22 protein-coding genes are annotated in these 24,617 nt (G+C 63.8%); 20 read left to right on the top strand and 2 right to left on the bottom strand.

Annotated elements, in window-relative coordinates; translation table 11 throughout:
- Positions 1–296 precede the first annotated feature (296 nt).
- The 10 genes from P6U25_RS17155 (at position 297) to P6U25_RS17200 (ending at position 11,101) form a co-directional block, all read left to right on the top strand.
- Positions 297–668 (top strand): DUF2946 family protein, encoded by a 372-nt coding sequence (locus P6U25_RS17155; protein ID WP_407152294.1) that lies wholly within the window; start codon positions 297–299, stop codon positions 666–668.
- An 86-nt stretch (positions 669–754) separates the two neighbouring features.
- Complete coding sequence (locus P6U25_RS17160) at positions 755–3,154, top strand: TonB-dependent receptor domain-containing protein (protein WP_407152295.1); 2,400 nt, start codon at positions 755–757, stop codon at positions 3,152–3,154.
- The gene (locus P6U25_RS17165; protein ID WP_407152296.1) at positions 3,151–4,392 is read left to right on the top strand and encodes a sialidase family protein; all 1,242 of its coding nucleotides are present in this window, start codon (positions 3,151–3,153) and stop codon (positions 4,390–4,392) included. Before P6U25_RS17160 ends, P6U25_RS17165 begins: the two co-directional genes overlap by 4 nt.
- On the top strand, positions 4,389–4,886 hold the full coding sequence (locus P6U25_RS17170) for a TlpA family protein disulfide reductase (RefSeq protein ID WP_407152297.1): 498 nt from the start codon (positions 4,389–4,391) through the stop codon (positions 4,884–4,886). Before P6U25_RS17165 ends, P6U25_RS17170 begins: the two co-directional genes overlap by 4 nt.
- A gap of 37 nt (positions 4,887–4,923) precedes the next feature.
- On the top strand, positions 4,924–5,451 hold the full coding sequence (locus P6U25_RS17175; RefSeq protein ID WP_407152298.1) for a copper chaperone PCu(A)C: 528 nt from the start codon (positions 4,924–4,926) through the stop codon (positions 5,449–5,451).
- A gap of 8 nt (positions 5,452–5,459) precedes the next feature.
- Positions 5,460–5,984: a YcnI family protein gene (locus P6U25_RS17180; protein WP_407152299.1), complete on the top strand. Its 525-nt coding sequence runs from the start codon at positions 5,460–5,462 to the stop codon at positions 5,982–5,984.
- Between the two features lie 4 nt (positions 5,985–5,988).
- Positions 5,989–7,557 (top strand): copper resistance CopC/CopD family protein, encoded by a 1,569-nt coding sequence (locus P6U25_RS17185; RefSeq protein WP_407152300.1) that lies wholly within the window; start codon positions 5,989–5,991, stop codon positions 7,555–7,557.
- A 165-nt stretch (positions 7,558–7,722) separates the two neighbouring features.
- Complete coding sequence (gene proS, locus P6U25_RS17190; protein WP_407152301.1) at positions 7,723–9,042, top strand: proline--tRNA ligase; 1,320 nt, start codon at positions 7,723–7,725, stop codon at positions 9,040–9,042.
- Positions 9,043–9,113: 71 nt separating this feature from the next.
- Entirely contained in the window at positions 9,114–10,394 is a 1,281-nt protein-coding gene (locus P6U25_RS17195) for a lipoprotein-releasing ABC transporter permease subunit (RefSeq protein ID WP_407152302.1), read from the top strand.
- 8 nt (positions 10,395–10,402) lie between these two features.
- Positions 10,403–11,101 (top strand): ABC transporter ATP-binding protein, encoded by a 699-nt coding sequence (locus P6U25_RS17200; protein WP_407152303.1) that lies wholly within the window; start codon positions 10,403–10,405, stop codon positions 11,099–11,101.
- A 3-nt stretch (positions 11,102–11,104) separates the two neighbouring features.
- Here the strand turns inward: P6U25_RS17200 and P6U25_RS17205 are convergent, their stop codons facing one another.
- On the bottom strand, positions 11,105–11,371 hold the full coding sequence (locus P6U25_RS17205) for a DUF3551 domain-containing protein (protein WP_407152304.1): 267 nt from the start codon (positions 11,369–11,371) through the stop codon (positions 11,105–11,107).
- Positions 11,372–11,490: 119 nt separating this feature from the next.
- Complete coding sequence (locus tag P6U25_RS17210) at positions 11,491–11,784, bottom strand: DUF3551 domain-containing protein (protein ID WP_407152305.1); 294 nt, start codon at positions 11,782–11,784, stop codon at positions 11,491–11,493.
- 295 nt (positions 11,785–12,079) lie between these two features.
- Here P6U25_RS17210 and P6U25_RS17215 point away from each other — a divergent pair, with 295 nt between their 5' ends.
- The 10 genes from P6U25_RS17215 (at position 12,080) to rseP (ending at position 24,591) form a co-directional block, all read left to right on the top strand.
- On the top strand, positions 12,080–12,835 hold the full coding sequence (locus tag P6U25_RS17215) for an outer membrane protein (protein ID WP_407152306.1): 756 nt from the start codon (positions 12,080–12,082) through the stop codon (positions 12,833–12,835).
- A 464-nt stretch (positions 12,836–13,299) separates the two neighbouring features.
- Complete coding sequence (gene dnaE, locus P6U25_RS17220; protein ID WP_407152307.1) at positions 13,300–16,821, top strand: DNA polymerase III subunit alpha; 3,522 nt, start codon at positions 13,300–13,302, stop codon at positions 16,819–16,821.
- A 219-nt stretch (positions 16,822–17,040) separates the two neighbouring features.
- Positions 17,041–18,036, top strand: coding sequence for a 30S ribosomal protein S2 (locus tag P6U25_RS17225; protein WP_407152308.1), 996 nt, complete (start codon positions 17,041–17,043; stop codon positions 18,034–18,036).
- 127 nt (positions 18,037–18,163) lie between these two features.
- A complete protein-coding gene (tsf, locus tag P6U25_RS17230) occupies positions 18,164–19,087 on the top strand; it encodes a translation elongation factor Ts (protein ID WP_407152309.1) in 924 nt (307 codons plus the stop codon).
- Between the two features lie 67 nt (positions 19,088–19,154).
- Positions 19,155–19,871 carry a UMP kinase gene (gene pyrH, locus P6U25_RS17235; RefSeq protein WP_407152310.1) on the top strand — a complete coding sequence of 239 codons (717 nt, stop codon included), beginning with the start codon at positions 19,155–19,157 and terminating at the stop codon, positions 19,869–19,871.
- 51 nt (positions 19,872–19,922) lie between these two features.
- The gene (gene frr, locus P6U25_RS17240; RefSeq protein ID WP_407152311.1) at positions 19,923–20,486 is read left to right on the top strand and encodes a ribosome recycling factor; all 564 of its coding nucleotides are present in this window, start codon (positions 19,923–19,925) and stop codon (positions 20,484–20,486) included.
- Between the two features lie 78 nt (positions 20,487–20,564).
- On the top strand, positions 20,565–21,323 hold the full coding sequence (locus P6U25_RS17245) for an isoprenyl transferase (RefSeq protein WP_407152312.1): 759 nt from the start codon (positions 20,565–20,567) through the stop codon (positions 21,321–21,323).
- A complete protein-coding gene (locus P6U25_RS17250) occupies positions 21,320–22,168 on the top strand; it encodes a phosphatidate cytidylyltransferase (protein WP_407152313.1) in 849 nt (282 codons plus the stop codon). The genes P6U25_RS17245 and P6U25_RS17250 overlap by 4 nt, the downstream gene beginning before the upstream one ends.
- Positions 22,169–22,172: 4 nt before the next feature.
- On the top strand, positions 22,173–23,396 hold the full coding sequence (gene dxr, locus P6U25_RS17255) for a 1-deoxy-D-xylulose-5-phosphate reductoisomerase (protein ID WP_407152314.1): 1,224 nt from the start codon (positions 22,173–22,175) through the stop codon (positions 23,394–23,396).
- Between the two features lie 43 nt (positions 23,397–23,439).
- Positions 23,440–24,591, top strand: coding sequence for an RIP metalloprotease RseP (gene rseP, locus P6U25_RS17260; RefSeq protein WP_407152545.1), 1,152 nt, complete (start codon positions 23,440–23,442; stop codon positions 24,589–24,591).
- Positions 24,592–24,617 lie beyond the last annotated feature (26 nt).

The following is a 24,617-nucleotide window of genomic DNA, read 5'->3' on the forward strand; positions in this document are numbered from 1 at the left end:
TAACCTTGCGGCTGGCCTAGGGCCGAATTGGTAGACCATCTTTCCAGGCTTGTCACCATTTTCGGCAACGAATGTTCAAAATTCGAGCAATTTGCGAAATGATTGAGATGATGCCACTGTCGGTTGCAGAAGGAGCTCGAAAGCGCGCGATGGGGTAAGGGGATATGGCGGCCGGCGGCGTCTGTGGCGCAATCATCACGGCGTGCGATTTCATGCCGCCGGAATAGACAGAGGCCGTACGGTGTCTCGACTTCCAGGGTCCGTGATGGTTAGTTCCCTCCCAAATGGGTTTCGCGATGCGCCGGCGGCTTAAGAATTTCCTGCCCATAGTCCTGGTTGCCCTGCTGGTGCAGATTTTCGCGCCGATCGGGGCCTGCTGGGCGGCGAGCCTTGCCGCGTCCGACCCGCTGGCCGCTGCCGACATCTGCCACGCCGACCCGGGCTCCGGGGGCGGGCAAGGCGACCAGAGCGGTCAGCACGCCCATGACGGCTGTTGCGCGGTGTGCAGCGTGCTGCAGACCGGGGCCCCAATCGATACGCCGCAAGCATCGGCGTCGTCCGTCGAGCGCGCGGCGAGCCAGGTCGCCTGGCATGATTTCGCCTCCGAGGTCGCTCGCTCCGGCGTCGGTTCGCACGCCCAAGCGCGCGCTCCACCATTCCTGTCCTGACGACACTCTCGCAGCCGGTGCGTCTTACGCGCCGGTGAATTTGCCCTTGAGCAGACCGGCCGATGCGCCGGCGTCGGGATTCATCCATGTTTCGTCATCATGCCCGCGGTGGCGTGAGCGCGCTCGCACTGAGCTCTGCGCTGTCCGCGATTCCATCTCCGGCGGGGGCCCAGACAGCGGCTGTCGCGCTGCCGCCGGTCACTGTCGAGGCGCCCCAGGCGACCGTGCGGGCCAAGCCCACTGGGCCGAAGCCGAGGGTACGTACCGCGTCCGCCCCGAGACCCACGATGCCGCCACGAGCGAGCACTGTGGCGGCTACCTCGCCGCGGCAGGGGGTGACGCCGCTCGCGGCGCGCGACAGCCTGAACCGGGCGCCCGCCGTCCAAACGCAAACCACAATCGACCGGAGCCAGTTCGACGACCGCCCGTCGTTCTCGGTCGCCGACGTGCTGCGGGATAGCCCGGGCATCTCGATCAAGCAGGGCAACGGGCCCCGCGATTTCGGCATCTCGATTCGCGGATCGAATGCACGGAACGGCTTCGGCATCCGGAATCTGGTGATCTTCGACGACGGGTTCCCGGTCACGCAGCCGGACGGCCTGTCTCGCAGCGATCTGATCGATCCGCACGCCTATGGCGCCATCGACGTGATCCGCGGGCCTTCGTCGGCACTCTACGGCAACTACGCGACCGGCGGCGCGCTGAACTTCCGGACCCGGCCCGGCGCCACGATCGATGGCGTCGAGTATGGCGTCGACGGGGGCAGCTTCGGATACCTCAACAACTATCTCGCCGCCGGCAAGAAGGTCGGCAACTTCGAAGGTTCACTGTTCGCAAGTGACGCCCACGGCGATGGCTTTATCGGCAACAGTTGGTTCAACACGCAGACCGTCAATTTCCTCGGCACCTTGCAAGCGACGCCTGACGACCGCTTTACGGTGAAGCTCATCAACAACGATCTGACGGCGCGCCTGCCGATCCGCTCGTCGCTCAATCAGTTCTACCAGAATCCGTTCCAGCAGGGATGCACGACCGGAGCCACCGCCGCACCGGGATGCGGGACCGTCACGTTGTTCAACAACGGGTTCAATTCGGCAGCAGGAACCGACAAGGAAACCGCCCTCCAGGCCGGCCTCGGACGCGACGATCGTCGCACCATCGTTGGTGGTCGCTGGGAGCACGATTTCGGCAATCAGACGACCTGGCGCAACCAATTCGTCTTCGATGACCGCAATATCAATCAGCCGACGGGATCGACGAGCGCGATCGGCGACTTCCCGTCCTACAACTACATGAGCGACGTCGTCAGACGCGGTGAGATATTCGGGATGGAGTCGACCGCCTATTTCGGCGGCTTTTACAATACGCTTTCGGCTTCAAGCGATACCCGCAACGTGATGCCGGGCGGCAACGCAACGTTGGGAAGGTTGTCCAGCAACCTGTTCAGCGACACGACGAACTATGGTCTTCGTGCGCGCGAGGAGCTGAAGCTCACGCCCGCTCTGACGGCGATTGCCGGCATAGGCTGGGAGACCACCAATTTGACCGGCCGAAACACCGCCTACATCTATGTTGGCCCTGCCGGGGCCACCACTACAGCGATCACCACTGCAGATCGGCAATTCCAGAATACCGCGCCCGAGCTTGCGCTGCTCTACAGGCTGAACAGCGAGTGGCAATTTCGCGGGCGGGTGGCGACCGGATATGGCACGCCGCAGGTCAGCAACCTGTTCGTGCTTCCGGACGGCTCCTCGGGCAACAACACCCAGCTTCGGACTCAGAAGAACCTTGGATACGATATCGGGGCGGACTGGACGCCGAACAATGCGCTCAAGCTGAGCGTCACGGGCTTTTACGAGTTCTTCAGGGATGAACTCGTTTCGCAAGCGACGCCGCTTGCAGGGATCACCTATACCTTCAACGCGCCGCGATCGGAGCATCGCGGCGTCGAACTGGCTGCGGACTGGAAATTCCTGCCCGGCTGGCGGCTCTCCGCGGCCTACACCTATCTCGACGAGGTCTACACCGAATACACGGAAAATATCACCAACGGTGCGGTGTTCAGCTTCAATCGCGCCGGCAACAAGATTCCCGGCATCTCGCCCAACGAGCTAACGACGCGGCTTGGTTACGACCAACTCTCCGGTCCGTTGCAGGGGCTCGGCGGGTTCGTCGAGGTCCAATGGAAGGATGCCTTCTACATGGACAATGCGAACCTCCTGAAGGCACCCGGCTACGAGCTGGTCAATCTCAACCTCCACTACAGGACCGATCTCGTCTCCGATTACTTCAAGGCGCTCAACCTGTATGTCGAAGTGCGGAACGTCTTCGATCGGACCTACGTGGCTTCGGCGAACAACATTGCGAACTCGGTGACCCCAGCAGGCGTTCAAAATCCCGCGAGTATATTGGCGAACACCACCGGCTCGATCTATGCCGGGTCGCCGCGCGCCTTCGTGGCGGGCATGAAGATCGCGTTCAAATGAGGAGCGCATCCGTGACATCTGGCAAACCGACGATCCGGGCGGCTATGGCGGCGCTCATCCTAGCGGCCTTGCCGGGCCTCGCTGTTGCGCAGATGAGCCATCAACACGGCTCCGAAGCTGCGTGCGAAGAGACCACGCTGCGGTGCGCGACGAAGGTCACTCCCGCCTTTGGCAGGGACGGGACGTTGTGGCTCGTCTGGATGGCCGGCGGCCAGATTTCGGTCGCGAATTCCAAAGATCACGGCAGGAGCTTCTCTGCGCCTGTTCAAGTGACACAGGAGCGGCTTAACCTGGATTGGGGGCCCGATGCCCGACCCAAGCTCGCGATCGACGCGAAGGGCAACATCGCGTTGGCCTTTTCAATCTTCCGCGATCAGGCTTTCAACGGCGAGGTGCTCACCACGCGATCGACCGACGGCGGCCGGAGTTTTGCTCCGCCGAGGCCGATCACAGCGAATAAGGAAAGCCAGCGATTCGAGGCGATCGGCATCGATCCCGGCGGCACGGTGTTCGTGGCCTGGCTCGACAAGCGCAATCGTGTGCCGGCGCAGCAGAGCGGCCAGAAGTACGACGGTGCGGGGCTTTTCTTTGCGACCTCAGGTGATGCTGGTGCGACCTATTCCGGGGCCCGGCTGGTCGCGGACAACACCTGCGAGTGCTGTCGTCTCGGGCTTGCCTTCGATGGCGCTGGCCATCCGGTGGTTGTGTTCCGAAATATCTTCGAAGGCGGGGTGCGGGATCATGCGATCGTGACGTTCACCGATCTGGCGACGCCCGGAGAGGTGCACCGGGTCAGCCGCGACGACTGGCAGATCGCAGCATGCCCGCATCACGGACCGAGCCTGACCATTTCGCCTGAAGGGACCTACCACGTGACATGGTACACCAACGGCAAGGCACGCAAGGGGCTGTTCTACGCCCAGTCGCGTGACGGCGGGAAGACATTCTCGAACCCGCTGCCGGTCGGTCAGCCGAACCGGAGCCCGTCGCGTCCCCAGATCATCTCCGGGCCGCACGGGTTGGTGATGGTGTGGAAGGAATTCGACGGGCAAAAGACGTCAGTCAATTTGATGACGTCGCGTGATGATGGTGCGACCTGGTCGAACCCGAGGACGATCGCCGATACCTCCGATAGTTCGGACCATCCGCTGCTCGTCTCGGACGGACAACGGACTTACCTGTCGTGGATGACCAAGGCCGACGGCTATCACTTTCAGACAATCGAGGGTGAACCATGAAGCGTCATCTGCTTGCGTCGCTCATTATTCTGATCACACTGCAGTCCGGGTTGGCTTCGGAGGAAGGCGTGCTGCGGCCGTTCGAACGCGGAAGCTGGCAGAAGTTGCTGCATGCCCATGCGGGACGTCCCACGCTTGTGCATTTTTGGGGCGTGACCTGCGGACCGTGCAAGGTCGAACTCCCGCAACTCGGCCAGTTCATGAAGGATCATCCGGCAATCGACGTCGTCACCATCAGCGCCGATCTGATTCCCAACCTTCCGGACGCGACGCGATCGATGTTGGCTCGGGCAGGGCTCTCGTCGGCGGAGAACTGGATCTTCAATGATGGCTTCGCCGATCGACTGAGGTTTGAGATCGACCCTGCCTGGCAGGGCGACATCCCGCGTACGATGCTCGTCGCGCGCGACGGGGCGATTACGACGATCGAAGGATCGGCGGAGATCGCCGATCTGCAGAAATGGTCTGATGCGCAGGCCGCAGCAACTCACTAGCAAGCCCGATTTAACCCAAACCAAGGAATCAATCAGCATGAATACCTTCTCACGCATTCTCGCTCTCGCAGCCTTCGCCGTGGCATTCGTCGCCGCGCCTGTGTCCGCGGAGGACATCAAGGCGGGCGATCTCGTGATCACGCAGGCCTGGGCGCGCGCCACCCCGAACGGCGCGAAGATCGGCGGCGGTTACCTGACCATCGAGAACAAGGGGACCGCGCCCGACCGCCTGCTCGGCGGCACCGGCGACATCGCGGGCAAGATGGAAATCCACGAGATGGCGATGGACAACGGCGTGATGAAAATGCGCCCGATCGACAAGGGCCTGACCATCGAGCCCGGCAAAACCGTCAAGCTCGCACCCGGCGGCTACCACCTGATGATGTTCGACCTGAAGAGCCCGCTGAAGCAGGGCGACAAGGTGCCGGTCACGCTCGAATTCGAGAAGGCCGGCAAGGTCACGGTCTCGCTCGATGTCCAGGCCGTCGGCGCGCAGGCACCCGGCGGCGGTGATAAGTCCGGGCATGGCGATCATTCCGGTCACATGGACATGAAGAAGATGTGAGGACGAACATGAGACGTGTTCTTCTGGCGGGCGCCATCTCGGCGCTCGCGATGTCGCCCGCCGTCGCGCATATCACACTCGAGGGAAAGCAGGCGGCGATCGGCTCTTATTACAAGGCGGTGTTCGCCGTACCGCACGGCTGCGCGGGCTCGGCGACGGTCAAGATCCGCGTGCAGATTCCGGACGGCGTGATCGCGGTGAAGCCGATGCCGAAACCCGGCTGGAACGTCGAGTCGATCAGCGGCAAATATGCGACCGAGTATGATTATCACGGACGGAAGCTCTCCGAGGGCGTGAAAGAGGTCGCCTGGAGCGGCGGCAAGCTCGCGGATCAGAACTACGATGAGTTCGTGATGATGACGTTCCTCACCGACACTTTGAAGCCGAACACCACGCTGTATTTCCCTGTCGTCCAGGAATGCGAGCAGGGTGTCAGCCGCTGGATCGACATCCCGGCTGACGGCTCGGGGAATGGCCACGGCCAAGGCAGCAAGACGCCGGCGCCCGGCGTCAGGCTGCTGCCGAAGTCATAGAGCCATGCGGCCGGTCGCACGTCTTGCCGCGCTGCTGCTCGCAGTGTGTCTTGCGACCGCGGCCCATGCCCACGCGGTGCTGGTCGGTGCCGAGCCGGCAGACGGCAGCGTGCTGGAGGTGGCGCCGAAGACGGTGGAACTGCGCTTCAACGAGGCGGTGGCGCCGACTGCGGTCAGCCTGCTCGATGCCACTGGCAAGCCGCGCGACGTCGCGATTGAGGCCGTCGATCAATCCGTACGGGTGACGCTGCCGGCCGATCTGCCGCAGGGCACGCAGGTGGTCAGCTTTCGCGTGGTGTCGCAGGACGGCCATCCTGTCGCCGGCTCGCTGTTGTTCTCGATCGGTGTCGTGACCGGCTCGGCGGCGCCGTCCGGCGACAGCGCGGTCGATCCGCTGATCTGGCTGGCGCGGATCGGCGTCTATCTCGGACTGTTCGTCGGCGTCGGTGGCGCGTTCTTCGCGGCATGGATCGGACGGAGGCGCGCGGGCAGCGCGGTGATCCCTGGATCGCTCGCCATTGGGCTCGTCAGTGCGATCGTCTCGCTCGGCCTTCAGGGCATCGATCTCTTGAACCTGCCGATCACGGGGCTCGCGACGCGCGCCCCGTGGGCGAGTGCGCTCGCCACCAGTCTTGGTCCCTCGATGCTGATTGCGATCGCCGCGATGCTGATCGCCGCGGTCGGCTGGCGACGCCCGTCGGGCGGAGCGGCGTGGATCGCGACCGCCGCCGCGATGGTCGGCGCAGGCGTGACACTTGCTACGAGCGGGCACGCGGCGACGGCATCACCGCAGTGGCTGACGCGGCCGGCGGTCTTCGTTCACGGCGTCGGTCTGGCCTATTGGGTCGGCGCGCTCGCGCCGCTCGCGGCGATGATGTGGCGGCGGAATGACGACAGCCTCCCACAGACGCTCCGCCGCTTTTCCAACGTTGCGGTGCCGGTGGTCGGGTTGATCGCGCTGTCGGGACTGACACTCGCAATCATCCAGCTCGAGAGTTTTGGTGCGCTGATCGACACACGATACGGCAACATCCTTGCATTCAAGCTCGGATTGGTCCTGTTGCTGCTCGTGCTGGCCGCGCTGAACCGGTTGGCGTTCACGCCGGCCGTTGTGCGCGATAGCCGCAAGACGAAGCCGCTGTTGCGATCAGTCGTGGGGGAGTGCGTGCTCGCGCTTGCGATTTTCGCGCTGGCGGCGGGCTGGCGCTTCACGCCGCCGCCGCGCGCGCTCGCGATGTCGACCGACGACGTTCCGCTCGCGGTCCATATCCACGCCGATGCCGCGATGTTCCAGGTCCTGATCGGGCCGGGCAAGGTCGGACAGAACGATTTCGTGTTGCAGTTGATGAATGACGATGCGAGCCGTCTTGTCGCCAAGGAGGCGACGTTGACGCTCAGCCTGCCCGAGCGCGGTATCGAGCCGATGGAACACAGCGCGGCGCTTGGACCCGATGGCTATTGGCACGTCCGCAAGGTGGCGTTGCCGTTCCCGGGCCGCTGGCACATGCAGATCGACGCTCTTGTGACCGACTTCAAGAAAGTGACGCTGGAAGACGATTTCGAGGTGAGGTAAAGGCGACCCGGTGCGACGGACTGCGTTTGGAGGACGCCTTGCGCTCAAATGGCCGAAAATCGCCTGATTTGATGGGTTTTTCGCAAGTGCCGGCCTTGTATTTTCGCACCCGATCCGGTTTCACTGCAGCTCTTCTCAGGCTTTCCTGATTCTCCGAGTAACCCCATGCGATTGTCGCGATTTTTCCTGCCTATCCTGAAAGAAAATCCGAAAGAGGCGGAGATCGTCTCGCATCGCCTGATGCTGCGCGCGGGCATGATACGGCAGGAGGCGGCCGGAATTTATGCCTGGCTGCCGCTCGGCTTCCGGGTGTTGAAGAAGATCGAGCGGATCGTTCGCGAGGAACAGGATCGCGCCGGCGCGCTCGAGCTGTTGATGCCGACGCTGCAACTCGCCGATCTCTGGCGGGAAAGCGGCCGCTACGACGCCTATGGTCCGGAGATGCTGCGCATCGTCGATCGTCACAAGCGCGAGCTGCTGTACGGGCCGACCAACGAGGAAATGATCACGGAGATCTTCCGCTCCTACGTCAAGTCGTACAAGAACCTGCCGCTCAACCTTTATCATATCCAGTGGAAGTTCCGCGACGAGCAGCGGCCGCGGTTCGGCGTGATGCGCGGTCGCGAGTTCCTGATGAAGGACGCGTATTCGTTCGACCTCGACGAGGCCGGTGCGCGCCGCTCCTACAACAAGATGTTCGTCGCCTACTTACGTACCTTTGCGCGGATGGGGCTGCAGGCGATCCCGATGCGGGCCGAGACCGGCCCGATCGGCGGCGACCTCAGCCATGAATTCATCGTGCTCGCGGCGACCGGCGAGTCCGGCGTCTACATCAATCGCGACGTACTCGATTTGCCGGTGCCGGGCGCGGACGTCGATTATGACGGCGACCTGACGCCGATCATTAAGCAGTGGACCTCAGTCTATGCGGCGACGGAGGACGTACACGATGCGGCGCGCTTCGAGCGGGAGGTGCCCGAAGCCAAGCGCTTGAACACCCGCGGCATCGAGGTCGGCCAGATCTTCTATTTCGGCACCAAATATTCCGACACCATGAAGGCGCTGGTGGCTGGACCCGATGGCGTCGACGTGCCGATCCATGGTGGCTCCTACGGCGTCGGCGTGTCGCGTCTGGTCGGTGCGATCATCGAGGCCTGTCACGACGACGCCGGCATCAAATGGCCCGAGGCGGTTGCGCCGTTCCGCGCTGCGATCCTCAACCTCAAGCAGGGCGATGCCGCCGTGGATGGCGCCTGCGAGCAGCTCTACCGCGATCTGACGGCAAAGGGCGTCGACGTGCTGTACGACGACACCGATCAGCGGGCCGGTGCGAAGTTCGCCGCGGCCGACCTGATCGGCATTCCCTGGCAGATCCTCGTCGGTCCCAAGGGACTCGCGGATGGCAAGGTCGAGGTGAAGCGTCGCAGCGACGGTTCTCGCGACAACATGAGCCCTGCCGACGTGGTTGCGAAGCTCGCGGGTTAAAGTTTATCCACCTCGCGCCGTCCGCAGGGTAATGCGGCCACATTTGCCCCGAATCATGGGATTATCGACAGATGGATGAGACCATGAACGAGCCAGTCCGTACCCGGCCATTTGCGCCATTCGAATGGCTGCTGTCCGGTCGCTACCTGCGGGCACGCCGCAAGGAAGGGTTCATTTCGGTCATCGCCGGCTTTTCCTTCCTGGGCATCATGCTCGGCGTCGCCACGCTGATCGTCGTGATGGCGGTCATGAACGGCTTCCGCAAGGAACTGCTGGACAAGATCCTCGGCCTCAACGGGCATATCCTCGTGCAACCGCTGGAATCGCCGCTGACCGACTGGAAGGATGTCGCCGACCGGATCAGCCAGGTCCCGGGTATCCGCCTGGCCGCGCCGGTCGTTGACGGCCAGGGGCTCGGGTCGTCGCCGTTCAACGCGGCCGGTGTCTTCATCCGCGGCATTCGCGCCGATGATCTCAACAACCTCACCTCGATCGCCAAGAACATCAAGCAGGGTTCGCTTGAGGGCTTTGACGAGGGGCAGGGGGTTGCGATCGGCCGCCGGCTCGCCGATCAGCTCTCGCTGCATGCCGGCGACAGCATCACGCTGGTCTCGCCTAAGGGAGCCGTGACGCCGATGGGCACCACGCCGCGGATCAAGCCATACAAGATCGCCGCGGTGTTCGAGATCGGGATGTCGGAATACGATTCGACCTTCGTGTTCATGCCGCTGGCCGAGGCCCAGGCCTATTTCAACCGCAACAATGATGTGTCTTCGATCGAGGTCTTCACCACCAACCCGGACAAGATCGGCACCTACAGCAAGCTGGTGACCGAGGCGGCGGGGCGACCGGTGTTCCTGGTCGACTGGCGGCAGCGCAACTCGACCTTCTTCAACGCGCTGCAGGTCGAACGCAACGTGATGTTCCTGATCCTGACCATGATCGTGCTGGTGGCGGCGCTCAACATCGTCTCGGGTCTCATCATGCTGGTGAAGGATAAGGGCCAGGACATCGCGATCTTGCGCACCATGGGCGCCTCGCAAGGCTCGATCATGCGCATCTTCCTCATTACCGGCGCCTCGATCGGCGTGGTCGGGACGCTGACCGGCTTCCTCGTCGGCATGCTGATCTGCCTGAACATCGAATCCATCCGGCAGTTCCTGTCATGGCTCACCAACACCGAGCTGTTCTCGCCAGAGCTCTATTTCCTCTCCAAGCTGCCGGCGGAGGTCGATTTCGGCGAAACGCTGGCCGTCGTGATCATGGCGCTGACGCTATCTTTCCTGGCGACGCTCTACCCGTCGTGGCGCGCCGCGCGCCTCGATCCGGTCGATGCGCTCCGGTACGAGTGAGGGCGCGCATGGCGGAGGGGGCGGAAGAAGTACCGGTCATCTATCTCCACGAGATCAGGCGGGAATACAAACAGGGCGAAGCGACGCTGACGATTCTGAACGGCGCGAAGCTCGCGCTGTGGCCGGGTCAGTCGGTGGCGTTGGTGGCGCCGTCAGGGTCGGGCAAATCGACCTTGCTGCACATCGCGGGTCTGCTGGAAAGCCCTGACGACGGCGAGGTCTATGTTGCGGGCACGCCGACCTCGCAATTGTCGGATGTCGACCGCACCCAAATTCGCCGCACCGATATCGGCTTCGTCTATCAGTCGCATCGGTTGTTGCCGGAATTCTCGGCGCTCGAGAACGTCATGCTGCCGCAGATGATCCGCGGCCTCAAACGCTCCGAGACGATCAAGCGGGCGACCGAGATCCTGGGTTATCTCGGCCTTGGGGATCGCATCACGCACCGGCCGGCTGAACTGTCGGGCGGCGAGCAACAGCGCGTGGCGATCGCGCGCGCCGTTGCCAACGCGCCGCGTGCGCTGCTTGCGGACGAGCCGACCGGCAATCTCGATCCTGTTACCGCCGATCATGTCTTCAACGCGCTGATGCAGCTCGTGAAGGCGACGCGAGTCGCGATGCTGATCGCCACCCACAACATGGATCTGGCGGCACGGATGGATCGTCGGGTGTCGCTGTCGAACGGACAGGTCGTCGAGCTCGATTAGCCCTCAATAGGCAGGCCGTCGTCGTCTAAGCGGCTCCTGCACGTGATCTGCGGGCGGCCCGGCGTAATAAGGATTGTTGAAGCACATCGCTGGAAGGCCGGAGGCCGTTGCTCGGCACTGCTCCATCGATGCGTAGCCACAATCGGTATCTTCGCCACCCCATCGGTAGTTGGTCTTGCAGACGGGAGAGATCGAATCGTATTTTTGCGCGCTGGCCGGCGCGCTTGCGAGGACGCCTGCGGCGAACAACGCCAGAATCAAATTGCGCATCGAAAATCTCCTGCCGATCAGGCGTCCGCAGCCGCGGCCGATCGAACTCGCGGGAAGCAGTCCGTCCCGCCCAGCCCGACGTCAAATCACGTTCCCGAGCCGGTATGGCCGGTCCGGCGTCAATGGATGAACAGCTCGAAGAAGTTGCCCTCGCGGCGCTCGCGCGGCGGGACGTTGAGATAGGAGCGGGGGTCGCTGTCACCGGCATAGAAGGGGTTGGCGACGCAGTTCTGCCCAATCCCATCAGCGGTCGCCCGGCACTGCTGATACGATTCGTATGCGCAGTTGCTGAGACCCGGATATCGATCGCCCTGGATGCAGAACGGATAGCGGACGCCGACCGCGTGCGCGGGAGTTCCGGTGAATGATACCAGCGCGCTGACCGACGCTGCCGCAAGAATCAGTCTGCGCATGGGCATTCCTTTGGTGCGATGACGTGAAGAATTGCGGTGATCCAAACCGGACAAGCGGGTTCCCGTCAACATGCTCTCACGCGCATCGCGCACGCAGATTTGAATTGTGAAAATTGTGCGGCGATCGTGTGGCGAAATGTTCAAGAAGTGCCTGTAACACAACGTTAACTTACAATTTGAGCAAAGTCGTTTCGCCCTTCCTGTTGCAGCCAAGTTACAGCAATTCCGCACGAGGCTGATATGAGCATGTCCCGAGGCCTTGGGGGCCAGTAGAAAAGTTGGAACGGGAAAAAGAATGAAAAAGGTTTTGCTTGTTACGGCCAGCCTGATCGCGCTCGGCGCGGTTGCGCCGGCCTCCGCGGCTGATCTCGCGGCTCGGCCTTACACCAAGGCTCCGCCGCCGGTGGTCGCCTCTGTCTATGACTGGACCGGCTTCTACATCGGTATCAACGGCGGTTGGGGATCGAGCCACAATAGCTGGACCAACACGGCGGTTGCTGGCGTTGCGTTGACGCCGTTCGGCGAAGGCAGCCATGACGCGTCCGGCGGCACGGTCGGTGGTCAGATCGGCTACCGCTGGCAGGCCGGTGGCTGGGTGTTCGGCCTCGAAGCTCAGGGCAACTGGGCTGACTTCAGCGGCTCGAACGCCAGCGCTGCTTTCGCGCTGCTCAACAACCGCACCAAGATCGACTCGTTCGGTCTGTTCACCGGTCAGATCGGCTACGCTTGGAACACCACCCTGTTCTACGTGAAGGGCGGTGCTGCGGTGACCGACAGCAAGTACGAAGGTCTGACCACGGCCGGTGCGCTGGTCGACAGCGCGTCCGACACCCGCTGGGGCGGCACCGTCGGCGTCGGTCTGGAATGGGCGTTCGCTCCGGGATGGTCGGCTGCTGTCGAGTACGATCACCTGTTCATGGGCAACAACAACTACACGCTGGTCACTCCGACCGGCCTCAACAGCCGCAACGACGACATCAAGCAGGATGTCGACCTCGTCACGGTCCGCCTGAACTACAAGTTCGGTGGCCCGGTCGTTCCGCGCTACTGATCGCTCGCTAAGCTGGAGCGGCATCGAAAGCCCCGGGCCTCGGCCCGGGGCTTTTTTCGTTGGCGTGACGGATTAACCATCGGCCGCGATCGCGGCGCAGGCTCTCCTGGGCTCGCTTGACTCCGAGAACAAAAAAGGAACAATGTTCTGCATACGTTCCAGTTCACGGAGGCGGCCATGTTGAAGATTTTCGTGGAAGAGGCGGCGGCGCTGGCATCGATCACGCTGTTTGTCGGAATGATCGCCGTTTGGGCCCAGCTCTTCACACAGTTCTGAAATGGGCGAACAAGAACAGCCGCATAGGGCGCCCCTTGGGAAAAGCAGGAGGAGGGGCCGCCATGCGGCGTTCCGCGTGGACTTGGCTGAACGCAAGCGTCACCATGGCGCAGCGAGTCGGGCCTGACGTATCCAAGCGTTCGGCCGACGCTTCACTTCATCCCCGACGCAGTGATTCCTGAGCAGCCATGTCGAATGCCGGATTCGTTCATCTTCACGTTCATTCGGCCTATTCGCTGCTGAAGGGCGCGATCAAGATCGCCAAGCTCGGCGAGCTCGCGAAGGCCGACCGCCAGCCGGCGCTGGCGCTGACCGACACCGACAATATGTTCGGGGCGCTGGAATTCTCCGACAAGATGGCGGGCTACGGCATCCAGCCGATCGTGGGTTGCGAGCTCGCGGTGGATTTCGGCGACGTCGATCCCAACGCGCGCAGCGTGCTGGCGGCGGGGCCCGCGCGAATCGTCCTGCTGGCGGCGCGTGAGCGCGGCTACCGCAGCCTGATGCGGCTGAACTCGCGGGCGTTCCTGGAGACGCCCGTCAACCAGACCCCGCATATCAAGTTCGACTGGCTCACTGATGATGCCGAAGACCTGATTGCGCTGACCGGCGGCCCCGACGGGCCGATTGCGCTCGCGCTCGGCGCCGATCAGGCTGCGCTGGCGGGCAGCCGCTGCGATCGTCTGGCCAGCCTGTTTGGCGACCGGCTCTATGTCGAGTTGCAGCGCCACGGCGTGGACAAAGAGCGCCGCACCGAGGGCGGTCTGATCGATCTCGCCTATAGCAAAGGCCTGCCGCTGGTTGCGACCAACGAACCGTATTTCGCGACCACCGACGACTACGAGTCACATGATGCCCTGCTGTGCATCGCCGGCGGTCATCTGATCGCCGAGACCGATCGCGTGCAGCTCACCCCCGATCACCGCTTCAAGACCCGTGCGGAAATGGCGGTGCTGTTCGCCGACATTCCGGAGGCGCTGGCATCGACCGTGGAGATTGCTGAGCGCTGCTCGTTCCGGCCGAAGACACGCAAGCCGATCCTGCCGTTCTTCACCGTCGGTGCCGCGCAGAGTTCGGATGCCGCTGCCGACGAGGCGGCCGAGCTTAAGCGGCAAGCCGAGGAGGGGCTCGCGAAGCGCTTGAAGGTGCATGGCCTCTCGCCCGGAATGACCGAGCTGGATTACAGCAAGCGGCTCGCTTTCGAGCTCGACGTCATCACCCGCATGAAATATGCGGGCTACTTCCTGATCGTGTCCGACTTCATCAAGTGGGCCAAGGCGCAAGGCATTCCGGTCGGGCCGGGCCGCGGCTCCGGCGCGGGCTCGCTGGTCGCGTGGGTGTTGACCATCACCGACCTCGATCCGATGCGCTTCGCGCTGCTGTTCGAGCGCTTCCTCAATCCCGAACGCGTCTCGATGCCGGACTTCGACATCGACTTCTGTCAGGATCGCCGCGGAGAGGTGATCCAGTATGTGCAAGAGCGTTACGGCCGCGATCAGGTCGCGCAGATCATTACCTTCGGTACGCTGCAGGCGCGCGGCGTGCTGCGCGACGTCGGGCGCGTGCTGCAGATGCCATATGGTCAGGTCGACAAGCTGACCAAGCTGGTGCCGCAGAATCCCGCGGCCCCGGTGACGCTGGCGCAGGCAATTGAAGGCGAGCCCAAGCTGCAAGCGTTCCGCGACGAGGATCCGGTGGTGGCGCGCGCCTTCGACATTGCGCAACGGCTCGAGGGCCTGACCCGCCACGCCTCGACTCACGCCGCTGGTATCGTGATCGGCGATCGGCCGCTCAGCGAGTTGGTGCCGCTTTACCGCGATCCGAAATCCGACATGCCGGTCACCCAGTTCAACATGAAATGGGTCGAGCCGGCAGGGCTGGTGAAGTTCGACTTTCTCGGCCTGAAGACGCTGACCGTGCTCGACGTCGCGGTGAAGCTGCTCAAGCAGCGCGACATCCACGTCGATCTCGCGACCCTGCCGATCGACGACGCGGCGAGTTACCAGATGTTGGCGCGGGGCGACGTGGTCGGCGTGTTCCAGGTGGAAAGCCAGGGCATGCGGCGCGCGCTGATCGACATGCGGCCGGACCGGTTCGAGGACATCATCGCGCTGGTGGCGCTGTACCGTCCGGGTCCGATGGCGAACATCCCGACCTATTGCGCGCGCAAGCATGGCGACGAGGAGCCCGAATATCTGCACCCGATCCTGGAGCCGATCCTGAAGGAGACGTTCGGCGTCATCATCTACCAGGAGCAGGTGATGCAGATCGCGCAGCAGATGGCGGGCTATTCGCTCGGCCAGGCCGACCTGCTGCGCCGCGCGATGGGCAAGAAGATCCGCGCCGAGATGGACAAGCAGCGCGATATCTTTGTCGCCGGCGCGATGAAGAACAACGTGCCGAAGGCGCAGGCGGAGACGATCTTCGAGCTGCTCGCCAAGTTCGCCGACTACGGCTTCAACAAGAGCCACGCGGCGGCCTACGCGCTGGTATCTTACCACACCGCCTACATGAAGGCGCATTACCCGGTCGAGTTCCTGGCAGCGTCGATGACGCTCGAACTCAACAACACCGACAAGCTCTCGGAATTTCGTTCCGAGGCGCAGCGTCTCGGCATCAAGGTCGAGGCGCCCAATATCAATCGGTCGGGTGCGACCTTCGAGGTCGGCGACAAGACGATCTACTACGCGCTCGCCGCGCTGAAAGGCGTCGGCCTGCAGGCGGTCGAGCAGATCGTGGAGGAGCGCAAGAAGGGCGCGTTCACCTCGCTGGCCGATTTCGCCGCGCGCGTGAGCCCGCGCGCGATCAACAAGCGCATCATCGAGAGCCTGGCGGCCGCGGGCGCCTTCGACACGCTCGAGCCCAATCGCGCCCGGGTGTTCGCCGGCGCGGACGCGATCCTCGCCGCCTGCCAGCGCGCCCACGAGGCCGCGACATCGGGACAGAACGATATGTTCGGCGGCGCGGCGGATGCGCCGAGCATCATTCTGCCGCAGGTCGAGCCGTGGCTGCCGGCGGACCGGCTGCGCCGCGAATATGATGCGATCGGCTTCTTCCTGTCGGGTCATCCGCTCGACGATTACGCGACCGCCTTGAAGCGGCTTCGCGTGCAGTCCTGGGCCGAGTTCTCGCGCGCGGTCAAAACCGGCGCGACCGCGGGCAAGGTGGCGGCGACCGTGGTGTCGCGCATGGAGCGCCGTACCAAGACCGGCAACAAGATGGGCATCATGGGCCTGTCGGACCCGACCGGCCATTTCGAGGCGGTGCTGTTCTCCGAGGGGCTCGCGCAATATCGCGACGTGCTCGAGCCCGGCGCTGCGGTGCTGCTGCAACTGGGCGCCGAACTGCAGGGCGAGGACGTACGGGCGAGGGTGCTGCACGCCGAACCGCTGGATCACGCCGCGGCCAAGACGCAGAAGGGTCTGCGCATCTTCGTCCGCGACACCAAGCCACTCGATTCGATCGCCCGCCGGCTCAACATGCCGGAAGCGGCTCCCGCCACGCCGGGCGCCGGGGGGAAGGCGGTCGCGGCGAAGCCGACGCCGGCAGCGCCGCCCGCGGCCGGCGCCGATGGCGACGTTTCGCTGGTAATGATGCTCGACCTCGAAACGGAGGTGGAGATGAAGCTGCCCGGCCGCTACAAGGTCTCGCCGCAGATCGCCGGAGCGATCAAGGCCGTCGCCGGGGTGGTCGACGTGCAAACGCTGTAAATGGGCCGCGGACGGGTCGAATAGGGGCCTTTCGGGCCGAATCCGGCCCTTCGGGGCGGCTTGGCCGGGCATATTTCCTTGCTTCTGGCGCAAATCGCGCTATATAGCGCGCCATCTCACACGGAAACATGGCTCTCAAAGGCCGTCCGGTGGCAACCGGGCCAGTCCAGGCGCGTTTGCTCACACGTTTCCGGAGGAACCAACCGGAGAACTAAACCTATGGCGCTGCCTGAATTCAATATGCGTCAGCTCTTGGAAGCTGGCGTTCACTTTGGCCACCAGTCTCACCGCTGGAACCCGAAGATGGCCGATTACATCTTCGGTGCCCGCAACAACATCCACATCATCGATCTCGCGCAGACCGTGCCGATGCTGCATCGCGCGCTGCAGGCCGTGAGCGACACGGTCGCCAAGGGCGGCCGCATTCTGTTCGTCGGCACCAAGCGCCAGGCCCAGGACGGCGTCGCCGATGCGGCGAAGCGTTCGGCCCAGTACTTCGTCAATTCGCGCTGGCTCGGTGGCACGCTGACCAACTGGAAGACGATCTCCGCCTCGATCAAGCGGCTGCGTCACCTCGATGAGGTGCTGTCGTCAGGCGAAGCCAACTCCTACACCAAGAAGGAGCGGCTGACGCTGCAGCGCGAGCGCGACAAGCTCGATCGTTCGCTCGGCGGGATCAAGGACATGGGCGGTCTGCCCGACATGATCTTCGTGATCGACACCAACAAGGAAGACATCGCGATCCAGGAAGCGCAGCGGCTCAACATTCCGGTCGCCGCGATCGTCGACACCAACTCCGACCCGAAGGGCATCACCTATGTGGTGCCGGGCAATGACGACGCGGGCCGCGCGATCTCGCTGTACTGCGATCTCGTCGCGCGCGCTGCCATCGACGGCATCTCGCGTGCGCAGGGCGATTCCGGGATCGATGTCGGCGCATCGGCCGAGCCGGTGCAGGAAGAGATCCCGTCTGCGGTGGGCACCGCGGGCTTCCAGGGCCTCGCCGGTCCGCGCGGCACCGCCGACAACCTCAAGAAGCTCACCGGCGTGTCCGGTGCGATCGAGAAGAAGCTCAACGACCTCGGCGTCTTCCACTACTGGCAGCTTGCCGAGCTCGATCACGACACCGCGCACAAGATCGGCGAAGAAGTCGGTCTTCCGAGCCGTGCCGACGCCTGGGTCGCGCAGGCCAAGACGCTCGCCGAAGCGGAATAACGGTTACGCGGCGCGGCCGGGCTGGTCCCGGCCGCAGCCTCTATTCCACGAACAACGATTTCCCTGTCGCTGATAGCGGTGCCACCGGGCGCCGCGGTTTCTCCACAGGCAAGAAGGACATTGAACAATGGCAACGATCACAGCAGCGATGGTCAAGGATCTCCGCGAGTCGACCGGCGCGGGCATGATGGATTGCAAGGCGGCGCTGACCGAGACCGGCGGCGACATGCAGGCTGCGCAGGATTGGTTGCGCAAGAAGGGCTTGTCCAAGGCCGCCAAGAAGGCCGGTCGCGTCGCGGCCGAAGGTCTGATCGGTGCGCTGACGTCGGGTACCAAGGGCGTGCTGGTCGAGGTCAATTCGGAGACCGACTTCGTCGCCCGCAACGAGCAGTTCCAGGGCCTCGTGAAGATGATCGCGCAGGTCGCGCTCCACAGCGGCGCCGATGTCGACAAGATCAAGGCCGCCAAGGTCGGCGATGTCACCGTCGAGACCGCGATCTCGGACGCGATCGCGACCATCGGCGAGAACATGACTCTGCGCCGCGCCGCTTCGCTCGAAGTGAGCAAGGGCGTGGTGTCGAGCTACGTCCATAACGCCGTCGTCGATGGCGCCGGCAAGATCGGCGTGATCGTGGCGCTGGAATCCGCCGGCAAGGCCGACGAGCTCGCGGTGCTCGGCCGCCAGCTCGCGATGCATGTGGCTGCGGCAAAGCCGCTGGCGCTCGATCCGGCCGGGCTCGATGCCGAGACCGTCAAGCGCGAGAAGGACGTGCTCGCCGACAAGTACCGCCAGCAGGGCAGGCCGGAGAACGTCATCGAGAAGATCGTCGATTCCGGCCTGAAGACCTACTACAAGGAAGTCTGCCTGCTCGATCAGGCCTTTATCCACGACAGCGGCAAGTCCGTTGCCCAGGCGGTGAAGGAAGCTGAGGGTAAGGTCGGCGCGCCGGTCAAAATCACCGGCTTTGTGAACTATGCTCTCGGCGAGGGAATCGAGAAGCAGGAAAGCGATTTCGCCGCTGAAGTCGCGGCCGCCAGCGGCAAGAAGTAACCGCTGACCTCAGGCTTCCGGTACGTGCCGGAAGCCTGCCTGCGCGAGACAAGGAAGCGATCGCATCATGGCTGAGCCGGTCTATCGTCGCGTGGTGGTCAAGCTGTCCGGCGAATATCTGGCCGGCTCCCAGGCTTTCGGTATCGACCAGCCGACCGTCGATCGCGTCGCCGACGACCTGATCGCGGCGCGCCAGCTCGGCGTCGAGGTGGCGGTGGTCATCGGCGGTGGCAACATCGTCCGCGGCGTGGAGGTTTCCTCGCGCGGCGTATCCCGACCGACCGGCGACACCATGGGCATGCTCGCCACGATGATGAACTGCCTCGCGCTCGAGGCCGCCATCGAGCGCAAGGGCACCCCGGCGCGGACGTTGTCGGCGTTCGTGATGCCGGAGATTTCCGAGCTGTTCACCCGCAGTGCGACGCACAAATATCTCAGCGAAGGTCGGATCGTGCTGCTCGGTGGTGGAACCGGCAACCCGTTCTTCACGACCGACACCACCGCCGTGTTGCGGGCGGCCGAGATCGGCGCGGAAGCGGTGCTCAAGGCCACCAATGTCGACGGCGTCTACAGCGCCGATCCGAAGAAGGATCCCAAAGCCAAGCGTTTCGACCGCCTGACCCATTCGCAGGCGATCGAGGGCGGCTACAAGGTCATGGACGCGACCGCTTTCGCGCTTGCCCGCGAGACGTCGCTGCCTATCATCGTGTTCTCGATTGCGGAGCCCGGTTCGATCGGTGCGATTCTGCGCGGTACCGGACACGGCACGGTCGTCGCCGGCTGATTGCAGCGCCACTCGGCGTCGACAACCGGTTTCTTGAAAAGGGAGAACGTCATGGCCGCACCAGGTTTTGACATCAACGAAGTGAAGCGCCGGATGCAGGGCGCCACGCAGTCGCTCAAGCACGAACTCGGCGGTCTGCGCACCGGCCGGGCCGCGGCTTCCATGCTGGAGCCTGTCCAGGTCGAGGCCTATGGCTCGCATATGCCGCTCAATCAGGTTGCGACCATCAGCGTGCCCGAGCCGCGGCTGCTCTCGGTCCAGGTCTGGGACAAGTCGATGGTGAAGGCAGTGGAGAAGGCGATTGTCGATTCCAACCTTGGCCTGTCGCCGGCGACCGAGGGGCAGGTCCTGCGGTTGCGGATTCCCGAACTCAACGCGGAGCGCCGCAAGGAACTCGTCAAGGTCGCGCACAAATACGCCGAGCAGGCGAAGGTCGCCGTGCGCCACGTGCGCCGCGACGGTCTGGATATCATCAAGAAGCTCGAGAAGAATCACGAGATCTCCGAGGACGATCAAGAGCGCTTGTCGAACGACGTGCAGAAGGCGACCGACGGCGTAATCGCCGAGATTGATCAGCTCCTTGCCGCCAAGGAAAAGGAAATCCTGACGGTTTGACGCGATCCTTGATCTGACGCGTTGTCTTCATGCGGGCCGGTATCGAGGTTCGCCTGAGGACGCTACGGAAAACAGCCGATGTCCAAAGCCGCTGCCCCAGCAACTGACGTACCGGATCGCTCCGGCGGTCCGTTGCATGTGGCTGTCATCATGGATGGCAACGGGCGCTGGGCTGCCGCGCGCGGCCTGCCGCGCGCCGAGGGCCATCGTCGCGGCGTCGAGGCGCTGCGCCGCGTCGTGCGCGCGGCGCATGAGCTCGGCATCCTCTATTTGACGATCTTCTCGTTCAGCTCCGAGAACTGGTCGCGGCCAGCAACCGAGATCGGCGATCTGTTCGGCCTGTTGCGCCGCTTCATCCGCAACGATCTGGCGACCTTACATCGCGACGGGGTGAGGGTGCGCGTGATCGGCGAGCGCGACGGGCTCGATCCCGACATCTGCGCGCTGCTCAACGAGGCCGAGGATCTGACCAAGGCCAACACCAAGCTCAACCTTGTCGTCGCCTTCAACTACGGCTCGCGCGCGGAGATCGCATCGGCCGCGCGGCGCCTGGCGCGCGAAGTCGCCGAGGGCAAGCGCGAGCCTGATACGATCGATGCCGATACGCTCGGCAAATATCTCGATGCGCCCGATATTCCCGATCCAGATCTGATCATCCGGACCAGCGGCGAGCAGCGTCTGTCGAATTTCCTGATGTGGCAGGCGGCCTATAGCGAACTTGTGTTCGTGCCGATTCACTGGCCGGATTTCGACAAGGCGGCGCTGGAAAGCGCGATCGCGGAATACGGCAAACGCGAGCGCCGGTTCGGCGGCCTCGCTGCGAAAACCGGCTCGTGACCGAGGGCAAAGCCGCGCCGGCGGTGCCAAGCGAGCAGGGGTCGCGCAATCTCGTGATGCGCGTGGTCGCGGCCTTGGTGCTGGCACCGGTCGCAATTGCATTGGCCTATGCCGGCGGCATCGCCTGGTCTTTGCTGGTGACCCTGGCGGCGATTGGGCTGTTCGCCGAATGGCTGATGATCACGGGCCTTGTGCGCGAGCTTCGCATCGTGGCGCCGGGCGTCGTCATTCTGCTCCTCGTTGGCCTTTGCCTGATGGCGGGCCGAAGCAAGGCGGCGTTGGTCGTTTTCGTCGTCGGCGCCTTCGCATTGGCGCTGATCTCGGGCGCGCGACGCAACTGGGCGACGGCAGGCCTCCTCTATGCGGGGGCCGCCGAGATCGCGGCGATCCTGGTCCGCCTCGATCCGGCCAAGGGCTTCGCCGCGCTGATGTTCGTGCTGCTGGTCGTCTGGGTCACTGACATCGGCGGCTATTTTGCCGGCCGGAGCATCGGTGGGCCGAAACTCTGGGTTCGGGTCAGCCCGAAGAAGACCTGGGCCGGTGCCATCGGTGGCTTCGTGGCGAGCCTGCTGGTTGCTGGCGGTTTCGCCGTCTTCGAGATCGGCACAACCGGGCCGCTGCTCTTGCTTGGCGCCGCGCTGTCAGTGGTCTCACAGCTCGGTGATCTCTTTGAATCGGCGGTGAAACGGCGGTTCGGGGTGAAGGATTCGAGCCACATCATTCCCGGCCATGGCGGCCTCCTGGACCGCCTGGACGGATTTGTCGCAGCCGTCATCGTGGCGGCAATTTTCGGCTTTCTTCGCGGCGGCGCAGATGGCGTCGGGCGCGGTCTTATGGTTTGGTGACGAGATGAGCGCAGTTCCATTGCGTAACAACAAGGCCGCGGCGGCAGCCGTGCGGACCGTGAGCGTCCTGGGTGCCACCGGATCGATCGGCGACAGCACCATGGATCTCCTGCGCGGGGCTCGGGACCGCTATCAGGTCGAGGCGCTGACCGCGAATGGCAATGTCCAAGGGCTCGCCAAGCTGGCGAAGGAATTCGGTGCGCGCTTTGCCGCGACGGCCGATCCGGCCCGGTTGTCCGAGCTCAAGGAGGCGCTGGCCGGCACGCGCATCGAATGCGGGGCCGGGGAGAGCGCAATCATAGAAGCCGCGGCGCGGCCGGCGGATTGGGTGATGGCGGCGGTCAGCGGCGCCGCCGGACTGAAGCCCGCACTTGCAGCCGTCGACCGCGGCGCGACCGTTGCGCTTGCCAACAAGGAGTGCCTCGTCTGCGCCGGCGATTTCTTCATGGAACGCGCGGCGAAGGCAGGGGCGCGCATTCTGCCAGCGGATTCCGAGCATAACGCGCTGTTCCAGGCGCTCAGTTCCGGCAACCGCGAAGAACTGGTGCGGGTGATCATCACCGCGTCCGGCGGGCCGTTCCGCACCTGGGCTCCCGCCGATATTGAGCAGGCGACGCTTGAGCAGGCGCTGAAGCACCCTAACTGGAGCATGGGCCAGAAGATCACCATCGATTCCGCATCGATGATGAACAAGGGCCTCGAAGTGATCGAAGCGTCCTATCTGTTCGGATTGGCGCCCGACGAGATCGATGTTCTGGTGCATCCGCAATCGATCATTCATGGGATGGTCGAATTCTCGGACCGCTCGGTGGTGGCGCAGCTCGGCACGCCTGATATGCGCATCCCGATCGCCCATTGCCTGGGATGGCCCGACCGAATTGTCGGACCGTCGGCGAAGCTCGATCTCGCCAAGATCGGCCAGTTGACCTTCGAGGCGCCAGACTTCGAGCGCTTCCCAGGGCTACGGCTGGCCTACGAGGCGCTGCGAACCGGGCGGGGCGCGACGACCGTCTTCAATGCTGCCAACGAGGTTGCGGTGGCCGCCTTCATCGCGGGCAAGATCAAGTTCGGTGCGATCGCGCGCCTGGTCGAGGCGACCATCAACGATTGGATGCGGTCAGGGAATCTGGCACCGCTGGCATCGGCGGACGAGACGATTTCCGTTGACCATAACGCGCGAAATAGAGCTGCCGCCCTATTGCCTCAAATTGCCTTAAAGGCAACCTAGAGGGTTGGAGACGGAGCTTTCGGCTCTTGTCGAGAGGAAACGAATGCCCGAGTTTTTTCTTCATAGTTTCAATACGTTGAGCCATGGGCTCGTGGGCTACATTATCCCCTTCCTGTTCGTCCTGACGATTGTCGTTTTCTTTCACGAACTGGGTCATTTTCTGATTGCGCGCTGGGCCGGCGTGAAGGTGCTGACGTTCTCGCTCGGGTTTGGGCCGGAGCTCGTCGGCTTCAATGATCGGCACGGCACGCGCTGGAAGATTTCCGCGGTTCCGCTCGGCGGCTACGTCAAGTTCTTCGGCGACGACACTGAAGCCTCCACACCTGCCGCAGCGGCGCTCGCCGCGATGACGGCGGAGGAGAGGGAAGGCAGCTTCCATCACAAGAGCGTTGGAAGGCGCGCCGCGATCGTCGCGGCAGGTCCGTTTGCGAATTTCATCCTGGCGATTGCGATCTTCACCTGCCTGTTCACCTTCTTCGGCAAGCCGAGCACCTCGGCACGGGTCGACAAGGTGGAAGCCAACAGCGCGGCGGCGGCCGCCGGGTTCCAGGTCGGTGACATCGTCACCGCGATCGACGGCACGAAGATCGACAGCTTCTCGGATATGCAACGCGTCGTCAGCATCAATGCCGGTGACGCGCTGACCTTTACGGTCAAGCGGGGCAATTCAACCGTGCAGCTCCACGGTACCCCGGAACTGCGTGAAGTGAAGGATCCCTTCGGCAATACCCACCGTATGGGTGTGATGGGCATCACACGCGCGACCGCGCCCGGCGACGCCGTGACCGAGAAGGTCGATCCGGTGACCGCGCTCGGGCTGGGCGTCAAGGAAACCTGGTTCGTGATCGATCGGACCCTGGCCTATATCGGCGGTATCTTCACCGGCCGGGAGGCGGCCGACCAAGTCGGCGGGCCGCTTCGGATCGCCCAGATCTCAGGACAGGTCGCCACCATCGGCGTGGCGGCCTTGATCCACCTGGCCGCGGTTCTTTCGATCTCGATCGGTCTCCTGAACCTGTTCCCGGTTCCGCTACTCGATGGCGGGCACCTTCTGTTTTACGCCATCGAGGCCGTGCGCGGCCGCCCGCTGTCGGAGCGGGCGCAAGAAATGGGGTTCCGAATCGGGCTGGGTTTGGTGTTGATGCTGATGGTCTTTGCTACCTACAACGACATCCTGCATCTGGCGGCGTCCTGAAGTGGGCTTTTTTGAGGCGTTGCTCT

Origin of the sequence: Bradyrhizobium sp. ORS 86 (assembly GCF_045571475.1) — a bacterium.
Classification (GTDB): Bacteria; Pseudomonadota; Alphaproteobacteria; order Rhizobiales; family Xanthobacteraceae; genus Bradyrhizobium.